General features: G+C 47.3%; 17 protein-coding genes. 16 read left to right on the forward strand and 1 reads right to left on the reverse strand.

Annotated features, from left to right (window positions below; translation table 11 throughout):
* The first annotated feature begins 56 nt into the window (after positions 1 to 56).
* Both hisC and BLQ82_RS17915 read left to right on the forward strand, forming a co-directional pair.
* Positions 57 to 1,154: a histidinol-phosphate transaminase gene (hisC, locus tag BLQ82_RS17910; protein ID WP_062519733.1), complete on the forward strand. Its 1,098-nt coding sequence runs from the start codon at positions 57 to 59 to the stop codon at positions 1,152 to 1,154.
* Between the two features lie 48 nt (positions 1,155 to 1,202).
* The gene (locus tag BLQ82_RS17915; protein ID WP_062519731.1) at positions 1,203 to 2,297 is read left to right on the forward strand and encodes a prephenate dehydrogenase; all 1,095 of its coding nucleotides are present in this window, start codon (positions 1,203 to 1,205) and stop codon (positions 2,295 to 2,297) included.
* Between the two features lie 98 nt (positions 2,298 to 2,395).
* Here BLQ82_RS17915 and BLQ82_RS17920 read toward each other — a convergent pair whose 3' ends face one another.
* Positions 2,396 to 3,337 carry a ketopantoate reductase family protein gene (locus BLQ82_RS17920; protein WP_062519730.1) on the reverse strand — a complete coding sequence of 314 codons (942 nt, stop codon included), beginning with the start codon at positions 3,335 to 3,337 and terminating at the stop codon, positions 2,396 to 2,398.
* Positions 3,338 to 3,545: 208 nt separating this feature from the next.
* Here BLQ82_RS17920 and BLQ82_RS17925 point away from each other — a divergent pair, with 208 nt between their 5' ends.
* The 14 genes from BLQ82_RS17925 (at position 3,546) to qcrB (ending at position 15,745) form a co-directional block, all read left to right on the forward strand.
* Positions 3,546 to 4,118, forward strand: coding sequence for a TetR/AcrR family transcriptional regulator (locus BLQ82_RS17925; RefSeq protein ID WP_062519728.1), 573 nt, complete (start codon positions 3,546 to 3,548; stop codon positions 4,116 to 4,118).
* Between the two features lie 740 nt (positions 4,119 to 4,858).
* Positions 4,859 to 7,132, forward strand: coding sequence for a starch-binding protein (locus BLQ82_RS17930; protein WP_074648350.1), 2,274 nt, complete (start codon positions 4,859 to 4,861; stop codon positions 7,130 to 7,132).
* Between the two features lie 525 nt (positions 7,133 to 7,657).
* Positions 7,658 to 8,251: an RNA polymerase sigma factor gene (locus BLQ82_RS17935; protein WP_062519725.1), complete on the forward strand. Its 594-nt coding sequence runs from the start codon at positions 7,658 to 7,660 to the stop codon at positions 8,249 to 8,251.
* A gap of 5 nt (positions 8,252 to 8,256) precedes the next feature.
* On the forward strand, positions 8,257 to 8,850 hold the full coding sequence (locus BLQ82_RS17940; protein ID WP_074648352.1) for an anti-sigma factor: 594 nt from the start codon (positions 8,257 to 8,259) through the stop codon (positions 8,848 to 8,850).
* 144 nt (positions 8,851 to 8,994) lie between these two features.
* Positions 8,995 to 9,582, forward strand: a complete 588-nt coding sequence (locus tag BLQ82_RS17945) for a histidine phosphatase family protein (protein WP_062519801.1) — start codon at positions 8,995 to 8,997, stop codon at positions 9,580 to 9,582.
* A 90-nt stretch (positions 9,583 to 9,672) separates the two neighbouring features.
* A complete protein-coding gene (locus BLQ82_RS17950; RefSeq protein ID WP_062519797.1) occupies positions 9,673 to 10,758 on the forward strand; it encodes a hypothetical protein in 1,086 nt (361 codons plus the stop codon).
* Between the two features lie 15 nt (positions 10,759 to 10,773).
* Positions 10,774 to 11,280 (forward strand): gamma carbonic anhydrase family protein, encoded by a 507-nt coding sequence (locus tag BLQ82_RS17955; RefSeq protein WP_062519718.1) that lies wholly within the window; start codon positions 10,774 to 10,776, stop codon positions 11,278 to 11,280.
* An 18-nt stretch (positions 11,281 to 11,298) separates the two neighbouring features.
* A complete protein-coding gene (locus tag BLQ82_RS17960; RefSeq protein ID WP_020427670.1) occupies positions 11,299 to 11,478 on the forward strand; it encodes an IDEAL domain-containing protein in 180 nt (59 codons plus the stop codon).
* 529 nt (positions 11,479 to 12,007) lie between these two features.
* A complete protein-coding gene (locus BLQ82_RS17965; RefSeq protein WP_074648354.1) occupies positions 12,008 to 12,529 on the forward strand; it encodes a matrixin family metalloprotease in 522 nt (173 codons plus the stop codon).
* A gap of 12 nt (positions 12,530 to 12,541) precedes the next feature.
* Positions 12,542 to 13,144: a hypothetical protein gene (locus BLQ82_RS17970; RefSeq protein WP_074648356.1), complete on the forward strand. Its 603-nt coding sequence runs from the start codon at positions 12,542 to 12,544 to the stop codon at positions 13,142 to 13,144.
* An 87-nt stretch (positions 13,145 to 13,231) separates the two neighbouring features.
* Positions 13,232 to 13,657 (forward strand): DUF4362 domain-containing protein, encoded by a 426-nt coding sequence (locus BLQ82_RS17975; protein WP_062519711.1) that lies wholly within the window; start codon positions 13,232 to 13,234, stop codon positions 13,655 to 13,657.
* Positions 13,658 to 13,869: 212 nt separating this feature from the next.
* Entirely contained in the window at positions 13,870 to 14,289 is a 420-nt protein-coding gene (locus tag BLQ82_RS17980; RefSeq protein ID WP_062519707.1) for a DUF2487 family protein, read from the forward strand.
* A gap of 224 nt (positions 14,290 to 14,513) precedes the next feature.
* Positions 14,514 to 15,068: a Rieske (2Fe-2S) protein gene (locus BLQ82_RS17985; RefSeq protein WP_062519703.1), complete on the forward strand. Its 555-nt coding sequence runs from the start codon at positions 14,514 to 14,516 to the stop codon at positions 15,066 to 15,068.
* A gap of 5 nt (positions 15,069 to 15,073) precedes the next feature.
* On the forward strand, positions 15,074 to 15,745 hold the full coding sequence (gene qcrB / locus BLQ82_RS17990; protein ID WP_020427667.1) for a menaquinol-cytochrome c reductase cytochrome b subunit: 672 nt from the start codon (positions 15,074 to 15,076) through the stop codon (positions 15,743 to 15,745).
* The last annotated feature ends 28 nt before the right edge of the window (positions 15,746 to 15,773 follow it).

Consider the following 15,773-nt stretch of genomic DNA (forward strand, 5'->3'; position numbering starts at 1 on the left):
AGCCTGCTGGCAGACCTGAAGCAGTTGGAGATTTTTATGGAGAGTGAGGACCGTTCATGAACCCGAAACCGAATATCGTTAACCTCCCTGTATACAAACCGGGGAAACCTATCGAGGAAGTGAAGAAGGAGCTTGGCTTAAACGATGTCATTAAGCTGGCCTCCAACGAGAATCCGTATGGGTCTTCACCAAATGCAAAAGCCGCCATACTGGCCGAGCTCGACAACCTGTATCTGTACCCTGACGGCTCAGCGGCTGAATTGACGTCTGCGCTGGCGGATCATCTCGGAGTACGGAATGACAACATTATCTTTGGCTGCGGCTCGGATGAGATTATCGCCTTGATTGCCCGTGCGTTTTTCCTGCCGGGAGATGAGACGATTATGGCGGACCAGACCTTTTCCGTATATAAAAGCAATGCCGATATCGAAGGTGCTGTTTCGATCGAAGTGCCTCTGGCAAACGGCACGCATGATCTCGGCGCAATGCTGGCCCAGGTTACAGAGCGGACCAAAGTCATCTGGATCTGTAATCCCAATAACCCTACCGGGACGATTGTGCCCGAGGAAGCTTTAATTACATTTCTGAATGCAGTGCCGGCCGGGGTGATGGTTGTCCTGGATGAGGCGTATTGTGAATATGTGACTGATCTTTCGTACTCGAATGGAATTAAGCTGCTGGAATCCTATCCGAACCTGGTCGTATTGCGTACATTCTCCAAGATTTACGGCTTGGCTGCACTGCGCATCGGGTACGGGGTGGCAAGTCCGCAGATTATCTCCTTGATCAACAAGGTGCGTGAACCGTTTAATACCTCGCGTCTGGCACAGGCCGGAGCACTTGCAGCGCTCGCTGACCAGGAATACGTACAGGAGTGCCGCCGTCTGAACAGTGCGGGCATTCTGCAGCTTCAGGCTGAATTCAAGCGGCTGGACCTTGCATTTTTCCCGGCGCATGGCAATTTCATTATGGTGGATGTGCGGAAGCCGGCAGCCGAAATTTTTGATGCTTTGCTGCGGCGCGGGATTATTGTCAGAGCAGGGCACAAGCTGTACCCGACCTATATTCGGGTCACGGTTGGTTCGGCGGAACAGAACAAGGCTTTTATCGCTGCGCTGGAGCAGGTGCTCCAGGAACAGGGCGTACAAGTCTAAGGGGCAGCATGCAAGACGAATCTACAGAAGGCAGGTAGTTCAAAGAACATGACGACAAAAATAGCAATTTTCGGTGTCGGTCTGATCGGAGGCTCTCTGGCCCTTTGCTTCAAAGGCAAGGAGGGCCTGACCGTTGTAGGCCATGCCCACCGTCCTGAATCGGCACAAAAATATGTCAGCAGAGGTGTCGTCGATCAGGCCACACTTTCTCTTGAAGAAGCGGCACTGGATGCCGATTTCATTTTTCTGTGCGTGCCTGTAGGCATGCTGGAGGATTATTTGCAGCGTCTTAGCAAGCTTCCCCTGAAGCCTGGCTGCATTATTACGGATGTTGGCAGCACCAAGGCCACGATAGCTGCCTGTGCGCTGTCGCTGGATCTTCCCGGGGTGCATTTCATCGGCGGACATCCGATGGCCGGATCGGAACGTTCCGGCGTGGAGGCTGCTTCTTCTCTGCTGTTCGAGAACGCCTATTATGTGCTGACACCCCCTCCGGGAGTGCCAGAGGAGGCCTATCAGGCGCTTGAAGCATTGCTTTTACATACTAGAGCGCAGATTGTCCGGCTTAATCCGGAGCGCCACGATGAGATTGTCGGAGCCATCAGCCATTTGCCGCATATCATAGCGGTTGCACTGGTGAATCAGATCCGTGCGTATGACGACACGGACTCCCTATACAGTACTTTGGCGGCCGGGGGGTTCCGTGACATCACACGGATTGCCTCCAGCGACCCGATAATCTGGAGAGATATTCTGCTCAACAACCGCTCAGTCATGCTCCGTCTGCTGAAGGATTGGAATGATGAGGTTTCATCGTTCGTGCAATTGCTGGAGAATGCGGACGGGGAGGGGATTGAGGAGGCATTCCTTGAGGCGGGCGGCTTCCGCAGCCAGCTGCCGGAGCGGCGTAAGGGGATGATTACTCCGCTGTTCGATCTCCATATCGATGTTCCCGATCATCCGGGGATTATCGGGCGGATTGCCACAGAGCTGGGGGACCAGGGCATCAACCTCAGCAATGTGCAGATTATCGAGAGCCGCGAGGATGTGCCGGGCATAATGCGCCTGTCCTTCCGCCAGGAGAACGATATGGAACGGGCCAAAATTCTGCTGCAGCACCACGATTATACTGTGTACGTGTAAGCTTGGATAATATCCCCTTTAAGCAACTACGCTCCAAAGCCCATGGCTAACAGGAGCGGAGAAGTGAGCTTGAAGGGGATTTTTTGCAGCGGAAGGCTTTAACTCTGGAGAAGCGGAGAATGAATTCCAAGTTTATCCCAATTGGGTGTCGGAATGCCTGCTCTGCTCTTTAAATCAATAAAGGCTTGATATAGTGCAAACATTTCATCAGCAGACACCGCTTTATCGCCCAGGAGAATTTTGCCGACAGGGGTGGACAGCATTATCTTCAGCATGATATAGAATATTTTCCTTTGCTTCCGGGCTAATTTCAGTTGACTTGCAGGCGTAACCGTATATCCGAGCTTCTCCAAGACTTGATGGCCCTCATCTACAGCAGCAATGACCTGATGAAGCAGCTTATTGTCTTTTGCAGCCTTGCGCAAATCACCGTTGTAGGCAGGCGCAATGAAATTCAAAGGCAGGATCATCATAAAGTGGCTTTTTAGCCATTCATCCATGTTCTGTTGATAGACCAATTTATATTTGGTGTTCACAAAAGCCTGGTCAATCACCGTCCGCCAAGGCAAATCTTCACCCAGACCGCCGATGGTCATCTGCACCTGGGGTCCACGCACGCAGAACATCCGGCCGGGCTCCCTCCATCCGGCACTCACTTGAAATCCAAAGGCAACCTGCTTTTCTACCGGACTGTTGGCCTGCAAATAATCCTTCATCTCTGTGGGGTTGACATTATTCCCTACGAGCACCACCCGGCTGCTGTGGTTCGCTGCAAGAGCAGGCAGAACCGCTTGGAAATCCGGATATTTCATCACTACAAAAATAAGGTCGTAGATATCCTCCGGCTGCAATTCACTGATCACATTTACCTTATCGGCCGTGGTACGGAATTGGAAATAATGCCGGATGACATTCCCGTTCTTTTGCAATTCATCCAGCCGCCCTCCTCTGGCCAGCATGGTCACATTGTTGCCACCGCGCACCAGCACATGGGCTAAATAACTTCCCAAAACTCCGGCTCCATATACCAATATTCTCATAAACTAGTCCCTCCGTATCATGTAACCTATTCAGCATATAAGTTTTTAAATATTCGTCTGCATATTTAAAAACTATTACAGCTCGATTCTAGCCCTATCCCAAACTATCTGTCAATAAGTTTTTAAATATACACCTCAATATTTCAAAACTAAGCGAATCATGATATATTTAATGTATTAAAAAGACGTGGGATGTGAGTGAAGCGGTATGAACAAATTTGAAATCAGAACACAAATCAAGAAAGATGCGATCATTGCAGCCGCCCTGAAGCTTTTCCGGGAAAAAGGCTTCATCGACGTCAGTATCAAAGATATTGCCGCTGAATCCGGCGTATCCTCTGTGTCACTATATAACTATTTCGGCAACAAAGAAGGGGTAGTCAGGGAATGTACGAATGTCTTAATGCAGAATACTGTCCGCAAGGCCAAGGAACTTCTGAGCCAAAATATAAATTTTAAAGATAAAATGCTCCAGGCTTTGGAGATTTGTGCGGATCAGGATTATCAATTACTCAGTTCTCCGGGGGCAGTAGGGGATCAGGTGTTGTCTAGTCTGTACAATGAAAATACAAACCGGATCAGAGTCGAAATCATAGAGGAGTTCATCAGGGTGGGGAAAAAGGAGGGGGTTATTGATAATTCTGTTTCTATCGAAACCATATTGGAATTATTATGTGCGATTGGGCTGCTCCAATCATCCTGGGTAAAAAAAGAAAATTACAAAGATAAAATGGCAGAGCTTAACCGGCTGCTCTTGTTTGGATTAATCGGACGGCAATAAATACAGGCTTTGAACCGGCATGGGGCGCAAATTAGAAGAATTTATGATTTTCACCAATCGATACTAAAATAGACAAAAAAAGACCGCTTATACATAATAAGCGGTTACAGTTCACAATTACTTGGAACTGTGAAGTATTTGGATAGGAGTGGAGAGAAACCATACTGTACTTTTATTATATGTATCCGTTTACATCTTGTCAATACTTTATTCAAAGATTATTAAATAATCCCTGAAAATTTGTGCTGACTACATTCACTGCAAAAAAATTAACAATTAACTCTCTAAAGTGATTCGAACTGTTCTTTTTTACAACTATTGACAACCTCCAGGAATGAATGCAATAATACATCCAAATGCTGCTATTTTATAAGGTTCATTGCTTTTAATTGTGCAAACGCTTTCCTGCAAAGGTGATGCATTTTTATAACCGGTAGTCCGGTTTAGCTTTTTGTGCAAACGTTTTCTTTTTAATGAATAAAATCGACCGTTTATAATAAATTTTTCTGTTTACACTCCTTCAGCGTCTCTGCAATCTTCTCCGTATACCACAATCAACTCAGCACTTGGCCATTCACATGAAGTAATCATTCCTGCAGTTATATAGGAAACTGACCTACCATGAATAAAGTTTGTAGGCGGATTCAATTGAATCTGTCTGCCAGTGCTGCACTCCATGCTTGGTTTGTGGCCGGTATCTGCCGGCTATGAATAAATTACACTTTGGAGGAGAATGTGGAATGAAGAACAAGGTAAGAGCATCGCTATGGAGTATGGTCCTGGTAGTGGCTGTATTGCTGCAGACAATGGGCTTTGTGGCTGCTCCCCGGGACAGCGCCCTTGCGGCGGATTCGGGTGCTTCTGCTGCCCCGGCAGGAGATTACGGGTTGCCCGCAAGAACCGCAGACGGTGTCATTTTTCACGCCTGGAACTGGTCCTTTGACACCATTACAAGGAACCTTCCAGCTCTGGCAGGGGCAGGCTTCAAATCTGTACAAACCTCTCCTGTACAGCCCACCAAGGAGGGTGGAACCGACGGCAGCAAGTGGTGGGTTCTTTATCAGCCTACTTACTTCTCAGTCGGCAATTCACAGCTTGGGAGCAGAGACCAGTTCAGAACAATGTGCTCGGAAGCAGAGAAATATGGTATTAGCATCATCGTGGATGTGGTAGTCAACCATACAGCCAATGCAGGCGGAGGCGGCGACACTTACAAGCCGGCCGGAAATGTGGACCCTTACATCCGCAATAACCCTTCGTTCTGGCATGAAGCCAGGGGGATAGCGAATTGGGACGACAGATGGCAGGTTACGCAGTGGGGGGTTGGCCTGCCTGACCTGAATACCTCGAACCAGGAGCTGCAAAATGTAATCATTGGCTTCTTGAACGATGCGGTTTCACTTGGAGCAGACGGCTTCCGCTTTGACACCGCCAAGCATATCGAGCTTCCCGATGATCCGTATGGATCAGGATCGAATTTCTGGCCGAGAGTGCTTGGCTCACTCAACAATAAGGGTAATCTGTATATTTATGGTGAAGTGCTCCAGGGAGGAGCAGACCGGTTTGCCGCTTACAGCAATTATATCAACCTGGCTGCGTCTAACTATGGGCATAATGTAAGAAGAGCGGTAGGCTTTGGGTCCTCAATCAATGTCAATTCAGCGACCTCCTTTGACGCAAACAATGTCAACCCGTCGAAGCTGGTTACCTGGGTCGAATCGCATGACACTTATGCCAATCACAGCAAGGAAACCACGGGAATGAACGATTGGCAGATCAAGATGGCCTGGTCGATTATTGCGGCCCGGGCCCAGACGACTTCGCTCTTTTTTAACCGGCCGGTTGGCAGCGGAACGATCGGTCAGGCGGGCAGCACAAACTGGCAGGATGCGGATATCGCAGCTGTCAACAAGTTCCACAACGCAATGGCAGGCCAAGGCGAATATCTGAGATCTCAAGGCGATCAGGTCATGCTTATTGAACGCGGAAACAAAGGAATGACGATCGTCAACCTCGGCGGGGACACCTACATCAATTCGGCAACCAATCTGGCAAATGGCAGCTACGTCAACAAAGCAAGCGGCGGTGGAACGTTCACGGTATCCGGCGGCAGAATTACCGGCAACCTGGGGGGCGGCAAGATTGCTGTCCTGTATGAGGGCGAAGCTTCACAGCAAACGCCTTCAGTATCCATTGATAAGGCGGAAGGGTCTTTTAATACCGATTCCTTGGCCGTTAGAATTACTGTGAACGGTGCCGATTCTGCTTTCTATACAGTGAACAATGGATCTGCTGTATCCTTTAGATCAGGAGATACAGTAACCTTTGGAGCGGGTGCAGCATTTGGTTCGTCCTTTGTGCTTAAGATTACAGCTGCCAATGGAGCAGGCCAGACAGTCAAGGCATACACGTTCGTCAAAGAAGATCCAAAGGCGGCGTTGACGGTGCACTATTTCAAGCCTTCCGGCTGGGGCACTCCAAATATTTACTATTATGATGACTCGGTTACGCCAGCCAAGTCTGGCCCCGCCTGGCCCGGAACGGCGATGAAGGATGAAGGAAACGGCTGGTATTCCTATTCCATAACGTCCTGGACGCAGGCAAAAGTTATTTTCAACTCAGGCAGCAACCAGAATCCTGCGGCTCAGCAGCCCGGATACAGTGTTAGTGGGGAAAAGTGGATTAAGGACGGCGTGATCTACCCGAAGAATCCGGATAAACCTACAACAGACACAATTACAGTTCATTATTACAAGCCTTCCGGCTGGGGGACTCCAAACATCTATTACTATGACGACAGCACGGTTCCAACCAAGGAAGGCCAGGCCTGGCCGGGCAAGGTCATGACCAGCGAAGGAAACGGCTGGTACTCATATTCCATTAGCGGCTGGGACAAAGCGTATGTCATCTTTAACAGTGACGGCAGGCAATCTCCGGAATCCCAGCAGAGGGGCTACCTGGTGACCCGGGACTCATGGATTAAAGACGGTGTGATTACAGGCCAGGAACCATAGTACAGGCAGCATTAACATTTAGGCTGAAGGGGAGGGCATGAAGTCAGTACAAATAACATCAGCTGGGGCGATTTTACATTGCTCCAGCTGATTTTTTAAGTGGACAGGACACTTCTCCATGAATCGGCATAAGTTGAATAGTAAGCTGCTATTCTCATGTATGACATTTATCAGTGTTATTCGACCTCTTTTGCACAGGGATACACTCATGACTGCTGTCAGAAGTCTATTAATGTCATCCTGTAAGAATATGTGCTATACTAGACTAGGTATGTTTATAGTTTCCAGGGATATAACAAGCGATCCGGTATTTGGATTGCCCATAAATCCATGGACATGCGTTTTTCTTTCTGTATTTACTTACAGAGTGCCTTATTTGTCGGGTGACTGAATATACATAGGAAGTAATGCCTTTAAATTTGTGCAAATTTGTAGGAAAACCGCAACTTTTTAAGCCCCGGCCGGTATAAGAATTATGGACCGGACGGGATTACACGTGCTAGGGCGAGGAGGGCCGAACTCACCATGACGGATTCCCAGTTGATCCAGCTAATCAAGCAAGGTAACACAGAGATATATTCAGAATTAATGCGGCGGTACCAACGCAAAATATTGGCTTTTGTCTACCATATGCTCAAGAATTCCCACATGGAGCTTCTTGCGGAGGATTTATGCTCGGAGACCTTTTACAAGGCGTTCCGGAGCCTGCATTCTTTCCGGGAAGTAGATGCATCATTCTCAACATGGCTGTATACGATTGCCCGGAATACAGTGCTTAGCGAGCTCCGCAAGAACCGCGCCGGAAATGTGTCACTTGAGGAAAGCGGGTATACGCCGGTAGCCCCGATTGAGGTGGCTCCAGAACAGGCTGCGCTCCGCAAAGAGCGGATGAACCTGGTCCGTGAAGCGATTAATAATCTGCCGGAGAAACAGCGTTCCGCGCTGATCCTCCGGGAATACGACCAAATGGACTACCAGGAAATTGCAGAAATTCTGGACCAGAGTGTCAGCTCCGTGAAATCATTATTGTTCCGTGCCAGGAGCAGTGTGAAGCTCCAACTCGAGTCCTATTTTTATGAGCCTGAAGCAGAAGAAGATGTGCAGGCTGAGAGGGTGTAAGGCCTATGAATTGCAGGGAAGCGCAGGATTCCATTCCGCTTTTGTGGGACGCTCCCCCCACGGACCCTAAGCGGATTTTGCTTGAAAGGCATATTGTGAATTGTCCCTACTGTTCCGCTGAATGGGCGTTGTGGCAGGAGAGCAGTGAGCTTATGCGGGAAACACAGATAGAAATCAGCGAAGAACGTGCGGAGGCTGTGAATCTACGGGTAATGGAGCGGATTTATCTGGAAAGTCCCTGGCTCCTCCCGGGGGATGGTAAATCTGCCGGGAATTCTGCCGTTTTCCGCCGCCGGCTCAGTCTCTGGATTGCCTGTTTTCTGGCTGTTTTCATATCCAGCTTTTTGTATTTTACAATGTTCAAAACACCTGCCAATACTACTGTGGCGCAGAGCGGAATTGTGGAGACCGGTGTAGCCGGCTTGTCTCTGGATTGGTCCTCCTCGTACCCTGCCTCTGAATCGGGCGGAGGAATCATTGAACCGCTCGTGGTGAGCATGGGACCTACCCATCCGCAATATTGGATGATGCTGTCCATGCTCGGAGTAGGCCTGTCGATATTTTTGCTGTACCGGCTGAACCGTTACCGCAGACATTAGAAAGCTCTCTTTACTCCCGAGTAAAGCGGGCTTTTTTGTTGTGATCTTACAGGATAAGCCTAATTAACCTTTCAAAAAGAAGACATTTGTTTTCATTCGTGTTACATTATTAAGCAAACATAAGGGAAGGGCAAGGTGATTGTGATGCTGATTGGCTTAATCCGCCATGGGCTGACGGACTGGAATGCGGAAGGGAGAATACAGGGACAAAGCGATATTCCGCTCAACGATGAAGGCCGGAAGCAGGCTGAGATGCTGGGAGACCGGCTTCTGCAGGAAACTTACCGTTGGGACTACTGTATCACCAGCAGTCTTTCCCGGGCTGCAGAGACAGGCCGGATTATTGCGGCCAAACTGGGCATTCCATTGCTTGAGCCGGACGAACGCATCCGTGAACGGGCCTATGGCCAGGTTGAGGGGATGACCGCTGCGCAGCGTGAAGAGAAGTGGGGCAAGGACTGGAATCTGCTGCCGCTTGGACAGGAGTCGGATAAGCAGCTTCAAGCGCGGGCCTTGGCTTTTATGGAGGAAATTTCAGCGCTTTACCCGGATAAGAACATACTTGTCATCTCGCATGGAGGTTTTTTGGCCCAGCTCTACATCGCCTTATATAAGGATAAATACTCAGAGCGTCTCGGCAATCTCTCGCTTACGATACTGGAGAAGAATGAGAAGGAATGGAATCCGCTGCTGTACAATTGTACACGCCATATTCTGCAGCAACAGCATTAACCCGACCTTTCGGGTTATTTTTTTTGAGTTAAAAGGAATAAAAAGGGCAGTATTTCCCATAATGGTAGTAAAACGGTGAGGCGATAAATGATGAATCTGGCGGATATGCTTAACTTTGCAGACATTAGTCAGCTTACCGCCATTGCGGGACGCTACCAGTGTGATTGCAAACGGAATTCCAAACATGATTTGATTCAGAGTATATTGATCACACTGGGGAGCCGCCAGTTTATGGAATCCCATATCCGGGAATGCGCTCCTGAAGACCTGCGGTTTCTCAATACGCTGTTGTTCGACGAACGCAGCCAATTCAGTCTTGAGGATTTGCTGGCTGCGGCGAGGCAGGCTTCCTTCGATACAGTTCCCGGCAAAAGCGGGGGGTACCGGGAGATGGTTGCAAGATTCAAAAATAGCGGCTGGCTCTTTAGCGGCGCTTCTCAGCAGAGCAGGTATTTGTTTCGGGTACCTCAGGATCTGAAAACCCGCTTCCGTGAACGGATGGGCGATTATCTGAAGGAACAAATCCCTCCCGGTGCAGAGCCTGCAATCTACCGGGGCGAAGGCGATATGCTTGCTGGCGACCTGCTGCTCTTTCTCCGGTACATCAAAGAAAATGAGCCGGAGCTGAACCAGGAAGGTGCGCTGCACAAGAGGTATCAGCAGGGGGTCATGAACGCGATTCAAATTCCGGAACCTCTTCTCGGCAAAGGCGGCTGGAGATTCGGCTATGGAAGAGCCTGTGAGCATTACCCGCCCAGACTGGCTCTGATCGTGGATTACGCCCGTCACCGCCGCTGGACTACCGAGGAGGGCTACCGTTTGAAACTGACATTGACGGGGGAAACACTGCTCGAACAAGGGAAATCTGAAAAGCTGATACAGTTATACTCCTTTTGGTTAAAACTGTATAAAGGCGCTATACCAAATCTGCCATCCCTCGTATACTGGATTAGTGTAAGTGCGGGGAAATGGGTTGCCGTGGCCTCAATCGTAGAGGGTCTGGGCTGGCTGGTCAAGCCGTTTTATTACGATGATGCCGCTTCGATTCTGGAACAGCGGATCATCCGGATGATGCTTCATCTGGGAATGCTCCGCCTCGGTGAAACACCGGAGGGGCCGGTGGTTATGATGACACCGTGGGGGCTGGAGGCGGCTGTACCGAAGCAGCTGCAATAGGCAGGGGGGAGAAGAATGCGGATTGGTTATGGGAACTACATACCGCAGCTTGACGAGTCTGTATACGTGGCGGAAGGTGCAAAGCTGGTAGGTGACGTAAGAATTGGACGGCAGTCCAGTGTCTGGTTCAACGCCGTACTCCGGGGGGATTTAGCTCCGGTAATCATCGGCGACCGCTGCAATATCCAGGATGGTACCGTGGGACATGTGGCTGAGGGACTGCCGCTGGTATTAGGGGATGACATATCGGTTGGCCATTCTGCAATCATCCATGGCTGCAGGATAGGCAAAGGTACATTAATCGGAATGGGTGCAATTGTATTGAACGGTGCAGAGATTGGTGAATATGCTTTAATAGGAGCCGGATCTATTGTAACCGAAAACAAAATTATTCCACCCTATACCTTATCACTTGGTGCACCTGCCAGAGTGATCCGTGAATTAACGGAGCAGGATCTTCAGCGGATGGCCCGCACGTGCGAGAGCTATGTACTTAAAGCAAGTGAATATGGAAGGATCTAAACAGCGGAGGTGTATCGAATGGACAAAATGAAGGCTACCTATGAAGTGATGCTAGGACTTGCGGCAGAAATGGTGTGGGATGAAGCGCTGCGAAAGCGTCGTACCGACATCTTGTACCGGGAGATCGACACGGCGCTGGCTGCCGGAGATAAGACGGCGTTCCGCAATCTGACGGAGGAATTGAAAAGTCTGGCCTAAGAATAATACGGGAAATGCGCCTGGCGCATTTCTTTTTTTTGTGCGCCTCACAGCCGCATCATCTAGGTGGTTCAAATCCACCCGGTAACTTTACTCTTTAAAGTACCGTAGCCGAAGTAGGCATCCGGCAACCAGAGTTATCGGATGGGCAGGGTGTCTCTCGCGAGGGAGAATCCGAAGGGCCAGCAGGCAAAGTCCAGCCCGGAATGCAGTGAACCAGAGGTGTCAGAATGGGTGACCCGCCAAGAAAACGGGGAAACCTATACAATGAGGTATAGCTTGCGGGAAAAAAACAAAGGGAGATGACCTGCAGGACTCATCGACGTGTTTAGGGTCATTATGATTGTGTTATTTATCAAGTTTAAGTTGAACGACATAATACTCCATTGAAATACAAAAAAGTGATTGAGTCGCAATTCTAAATTCAAAAAACAGGAATAAAATACCTATTAATAGATAAAATGGAGGTATATACTATAGATACAGCGCTGATATTAACAAGTTTTTAAAACGATAAGGAGATAAACATATGAAAAAAACTGTTTCTATTCTTAGTGCCTCTCTTTTATTATTAAGTTTATTACCTTCAAATGTATTTGCTTATACTTATTCTGATAATGGAAAACCTTTTCCAGATAAGAATTTTACGTATTATTCAACATTGTCACCTAATTACAGTGGTCCAGCTGCCGAAGCCATGGCAGATTGGTCGCGCGCGGTAGAAGCTAGTTATACTGCAGTAAGTCCGACCTATAATGAAATACAATTTTCAGACAATGATTATGGTGCAACTGAATGGAATGCTACAACAGATCATCACCATGTACAATTTAGTAGCTATGACTATCTCGATGAGGTAAGGGCAAACCGTTACTATATGGGGAGCATGAGCTCAGTAACTCGGGAAGGTGTATTCGGACATGAACTAGGACATGTTTTCGGTTTGGGTCATACTACTAATACATGGACATTAATGTGCACCTCTCAAGACGGAAGAGTTGTCGTTACACCGCAGTTCGATGATATTCAAGGCGTAGAGTCACTATATTAATTGGAGGTTATTATGAACAGACTAAAAAGTAAATACTTCTATTCTATGCTTGCAATAGTAATATTGCTAGGAGGAGCAGTCTATTTTAGCGAGAATGTTGGACTGACTGGGGCTGAACCTAGCCTTAGCAATTCCACAACAGGTAGTAAAGCTACCTCCAAAGATGTGGTGACTTATCACGGAGACCTAGCGGTTAATTATAATACGGTAACTGAACTTACTTATGATTCTGAGTCAATTAATGAGATCAAAGTTGCAGAAACACAATCTTTTGAATATAAAGGAGTAGTATTCACAGTCTCAAAGGCGAACATTGCAAAAACATATAAGGGTGATTTAGAAGGTAGTGTAAATATTCTTGAAACAGGTGGGAATTATAATAATACAGAATATTTATTTGATGATGCAAGCGTATTGAAACCAGGTGATAAAGCTGTGGTTTATTTAAAGAAATATGAGGGACCAATTATAGAGGCACAAGGAGCTTATGTAATCTCAGGTGTTTATCAAGGGAAATTCAACATCGATGAAGCTAGGGATATATTGGTTCCCGCTGCCGAAGAACAGCAAGAATTGACAGAAGTTAAATCACTTTCAGATTTAAATCTGGAATAAGTGATATTGCTCTAAGATAGAACGTTTAAGAAATTATTTTAGGCGTTCTATCTCTTTTCGAAAGAAAAGATGTGAGGAGAGGTGAAAATGAGTTTCCTGAAATCATGCATTGTTTTGTTATTAATTTCTCTTTTTACAGTTGCTTGTTCTAAATCTATAAGTTCTAATGAAGCAGCAGAAGAGGGGTATGTGGTTTATGGAAATGGTGGTGTATTAAATTATGAATTATTCGCGCAATTTTTAGATAAGGTTAATAAATCTGAAAGTGCAATAGTTAAATTTGCAAAATACACTGATGAAGGAGATCCTATATTTCATACTCTTGAATTTGATGATGACTCAAAAGATTTTACTTACACATATGACAGCAGAGACGATGAATTCGGTAAAAAGGAAAAGGTGACTACTAAGTGTAGAACATTAAGTAAAGATAAAAATGGTACTTTCGGTTTTATTGGGTGCGAAAACGATGAAGTGGGAAAAAGGTTTAATGCTAAAGAGCAAATCCAATAAAACCCGTCCTTCATTACCTATAATCGTATTACAGTCTCACAATCATGTGAAGGTCTATAACGACTACATAAAAGAAGATGGAATGTATGAGTTGATAAAAGTGTAAGAATATACAAAAAGCGCTTAGTGAGTTGATCACTTGCGCTTTCTTCATTTTAATTTACAATTAAATCTCATACGGAAATTTATATCATTAAAAAAGGGTGAGTGTGATGAAATTCAGTGATTTTACTGCCGAGAGCTGGTTCGAGAACCGGAAATACTATGATACCTGCCTGCTCCCGTATACCGGACTTAGCGGCATGGAGAGTCCGCCTGAAGCCGCGGAAGCATTAGAGAGATTGCGGGACTTTTTGGATCTCGTGGAAAAACCATATCAGGGCCGTATCGTGACCTACCCGGCTTTACAGTATAATGGGACCGATAGTACAGCTTATGTCAATGAGATTTGCCGAAAAGTCAAATCCAGTGGCTTCCAGTATGTGATTGTGCTGTCAGCGGACATCTCTCTGGCCGGGACCGGAATTGTTGAAAGCGATTTAGTTCTTTCCCTGCCTGACATTGAGGCTTCTCAGAACAAGGCGGTGAGAAGCTGCATCAGGGATGAAATCGAGGCGCTATGGAACAGATGAAACAGATTTAAATGTGACAAAAAATCAACAATTTATAAAGAAAATCTAAAATGGGGTCGTCACAATTTAGACAATATTCTTGACGGGTTTTGGAGGCTAAGCTATGATTAGATTGAACTTGTGACATGTGATAATTATCATTGAAAACGGATTATTTACAGAAAAATGCAATAGTTCTACACTGCAGGTGCCTTCTCAAATGTGAAAAGGGGGTTACACACCGTATGAGCAGCCACAATAACGAGCATGAGTCAATTCCGCAAGGACCTCCCAGCTGGAAAGAGATGTCCCGGCGACAGTTTTTAACGTATACACTGGGAGGGGCAACGGCATTTATGGGAGCAGGGGCAATTCTGCCCATGATCCGTTTCGCGGTGGACCCGGTATTACATAAAAAAGGTGCGGGGGAGTTCATCAAGGTAGCTGAAGCTGCCAAGATTACCGATGTCCCTCAAGAGTTCACCTTCGAACTCCCTCAACAAGACGGATGGTATGCCAGTACAGCTACACTGACGGCATGGATCCGCAAAGACGAGAACGGAGAAATTTATGCGCTTTCACCAATCTGCAAGCATCTGGGCTGTACGGTGGGCTGGAACAATGACAAGGCGTATCCGGATGAATATCACTGCCCATGCCATGGAGCCAGGTACACGAAGCTCGGCAAAAATCTGGCGGTAGCCCCCAAGCCCCTGGACCAGTACAAAACCAAAATTGATGGAGACTGGGTTTATCTGGGTGAGATCGTCCCCAATACAGAGGTTAAGAAGGAGGCGTAGATCTGATGTTTAAAAATGTCTACAACTGGATTGATGAACGTCTGGATATTACGCCGATCTGGAGAGATGTCGCCGACCATGAAGTTCCTGAACATGTCAATCCGGCCCATCACTTCTCGGCATTTGTGTATTGCTTCGGCGGCCTTACTTTTTTTATTACAGTCATTCAAATCTTATCCGGCATGTTCCTCACAATGTATTATGTCCCGGATATTATCAATGCTTATGCCAGTGTGGAGTATCTGCAGACTAAGGTAGCTTTCGGGCAAATTGTCCGCGGCATGCACCACTGGGGAGCGAGCCTGGTCATTGTCATGATGTTTCTGCATACCATGCGGGTGTTCTTTACGGGATCTTACAAAGCTCCGCGTGAGATGAACTGGGTAGTGGGGATGCTGATTTTTTTCGTCATGCTGGGCCTCGGCCTTACCGGTTATCTGCTGCCTTGGGACAATAAAGCTTATTTCGCCACCAAGGTAACGCTTGAGATTGCGAATTCCGTGCCGGTCATGGGTCCGGTGCTGAAGGAGCTGATGCAGGGCGGCACGATTGTCGGAGCGGAAACGCTGACCCGTTTTTTTGCACTCCATGTATTCTTTCTCCCGGCGGTCCTGCTTATTCTGCTCGTCGGACACTTTATTATGATCCGCAGACAGGGGATTTCCGGCCCGCTCTGAGTTCCGGCCACAGCTAAAGGAGGAAATG

It is taken from the genome of Paenibacillus jilunlii (assembly GCF_900102965.1).
Classification (GTDB): domain Bacteria; phylum Bacillota; class Bacilli; order Paenibacillales; family Paenibacillaceae; genus Paenibacillus_AQ; species Paenibacillus_AQ jilunlii.

Bases quoted from the DNA above. Each gene is read 5' to 3' on its own strand.
- hisC (WP_062519733.1), top strand. From the start codon at position 57: ATGAACCCGAAACCGAATATCGTTAACCTCCCTGTATACAAACCGGGG.
- BLQ82_RS17915 (WP_062519731.1), top strand. From the start codon at position 1,203: ATGACGACAAAAATAGCAATTTTCGGTGTCGGTCTGATCGGAGGCTCT.
- BLQ82_RS17920 (WP_062519730.1), bottom strand. From the start codon at position 3,337: ATGAGAATATTGGTATATGGAGCCGGAGTTTTGGGAAGTTATTTAGCC.
- BLQ82_RS17925 (WP_062519728.1), top strand. From the start codon at position 3,546: ATGAACAAATTTGAAATCAGAACACAAATCAAGAAAGATGCGATCATT.
- BLQ82_RS17930 (WP_074648350.1), top strand. From the start codon at position 4,859: ATGAAGAACAAGGTAAGAGCATCGCTATGGAGTATGGTCCTGGTAGTG.
- BLQ82_RS17935 (WP_062519725.1), top strand. From the start codon at position 7,658: ATGACGGATTCCCAGTTGATCCAGCTAATCAAGCAAGGTAACACAGAG.
- BLQ82_RS17940 (WP_074648352.1), top strand. From the start codon at position 8,257: ATGAATTGCAGGGAAGCGCAGGATTCCATTCCGCTTTTGTGGGACGCT.
- BLQ82_RS17945 (WP_062519801.1), top strand. From the start codon at position 8,995: ATGCTGATTGGCTTAATCCGCCATGGGCTGACGGACTGGAATGCGGAA.
- BLQ82_RS17950 (WP_062519797.1), top strand. From the start codon at position 9,673: ATGAATCTGGCGGATATGCTTAACTTTGCAGACATTAGTCAGCTTACC.
- BLQ82_RS17955 (WP_062519718.1), top strand. From the start codon at position 10,774: ATGCGGATTGGTTATGGGAACTACATACCGCAGCTTGACGAGTCTGTA.
- BLQ82_RS17960 (WP_020427670.1), top strand. From the start codon at position 11,299: ATGGACAAAATGAAGGCTACCTATGAAGTGATGCTAGGACTTGCGGCA.
- BLQ82_RS17965 (WP_074648354.1), top strand. From the start codon at position 12,008: ATGAAAAAAACTGTTTCTATTCTTAGTGCCTCTCTTTTATTATTAAGT.
- BLQ82_RS17970 (WP_074648356.1), top strand. From the start codon at position 12,542: ATGAACAGACTAAAAAGTAAATACTTCTATTCTATGCTTGCAATAGTA.
- BLQ82_RS17975 (WP_062519711.1), top strand. From the start codon at position 13,232: ATGAGTTTCCTGAAATCATGCATTGTTTTGTTATTAATTTCTCTTTTT.
- BLQ82_RS17980 (WP_062519707.1), top strand. From the start codon at position 13,870: ATGAAATTCAGTGATTTTACTGCCGAGAGCTGGTTCGAGAACCGGAAA.
- BLQ82_RS17985 (WP_062519703.1), top strand. From the start codon at position 14,514: ATGAGCAGCCACAATAACGAGCATGAGTCAATTCCGCAAGGACCTCCC.
- qcrB (WP_020427667.1), top strand. From the start codon at position 15,074: ATGTTTAAAAATGTCTACAACTGGATTGATGAACGTCTGGATATTACG.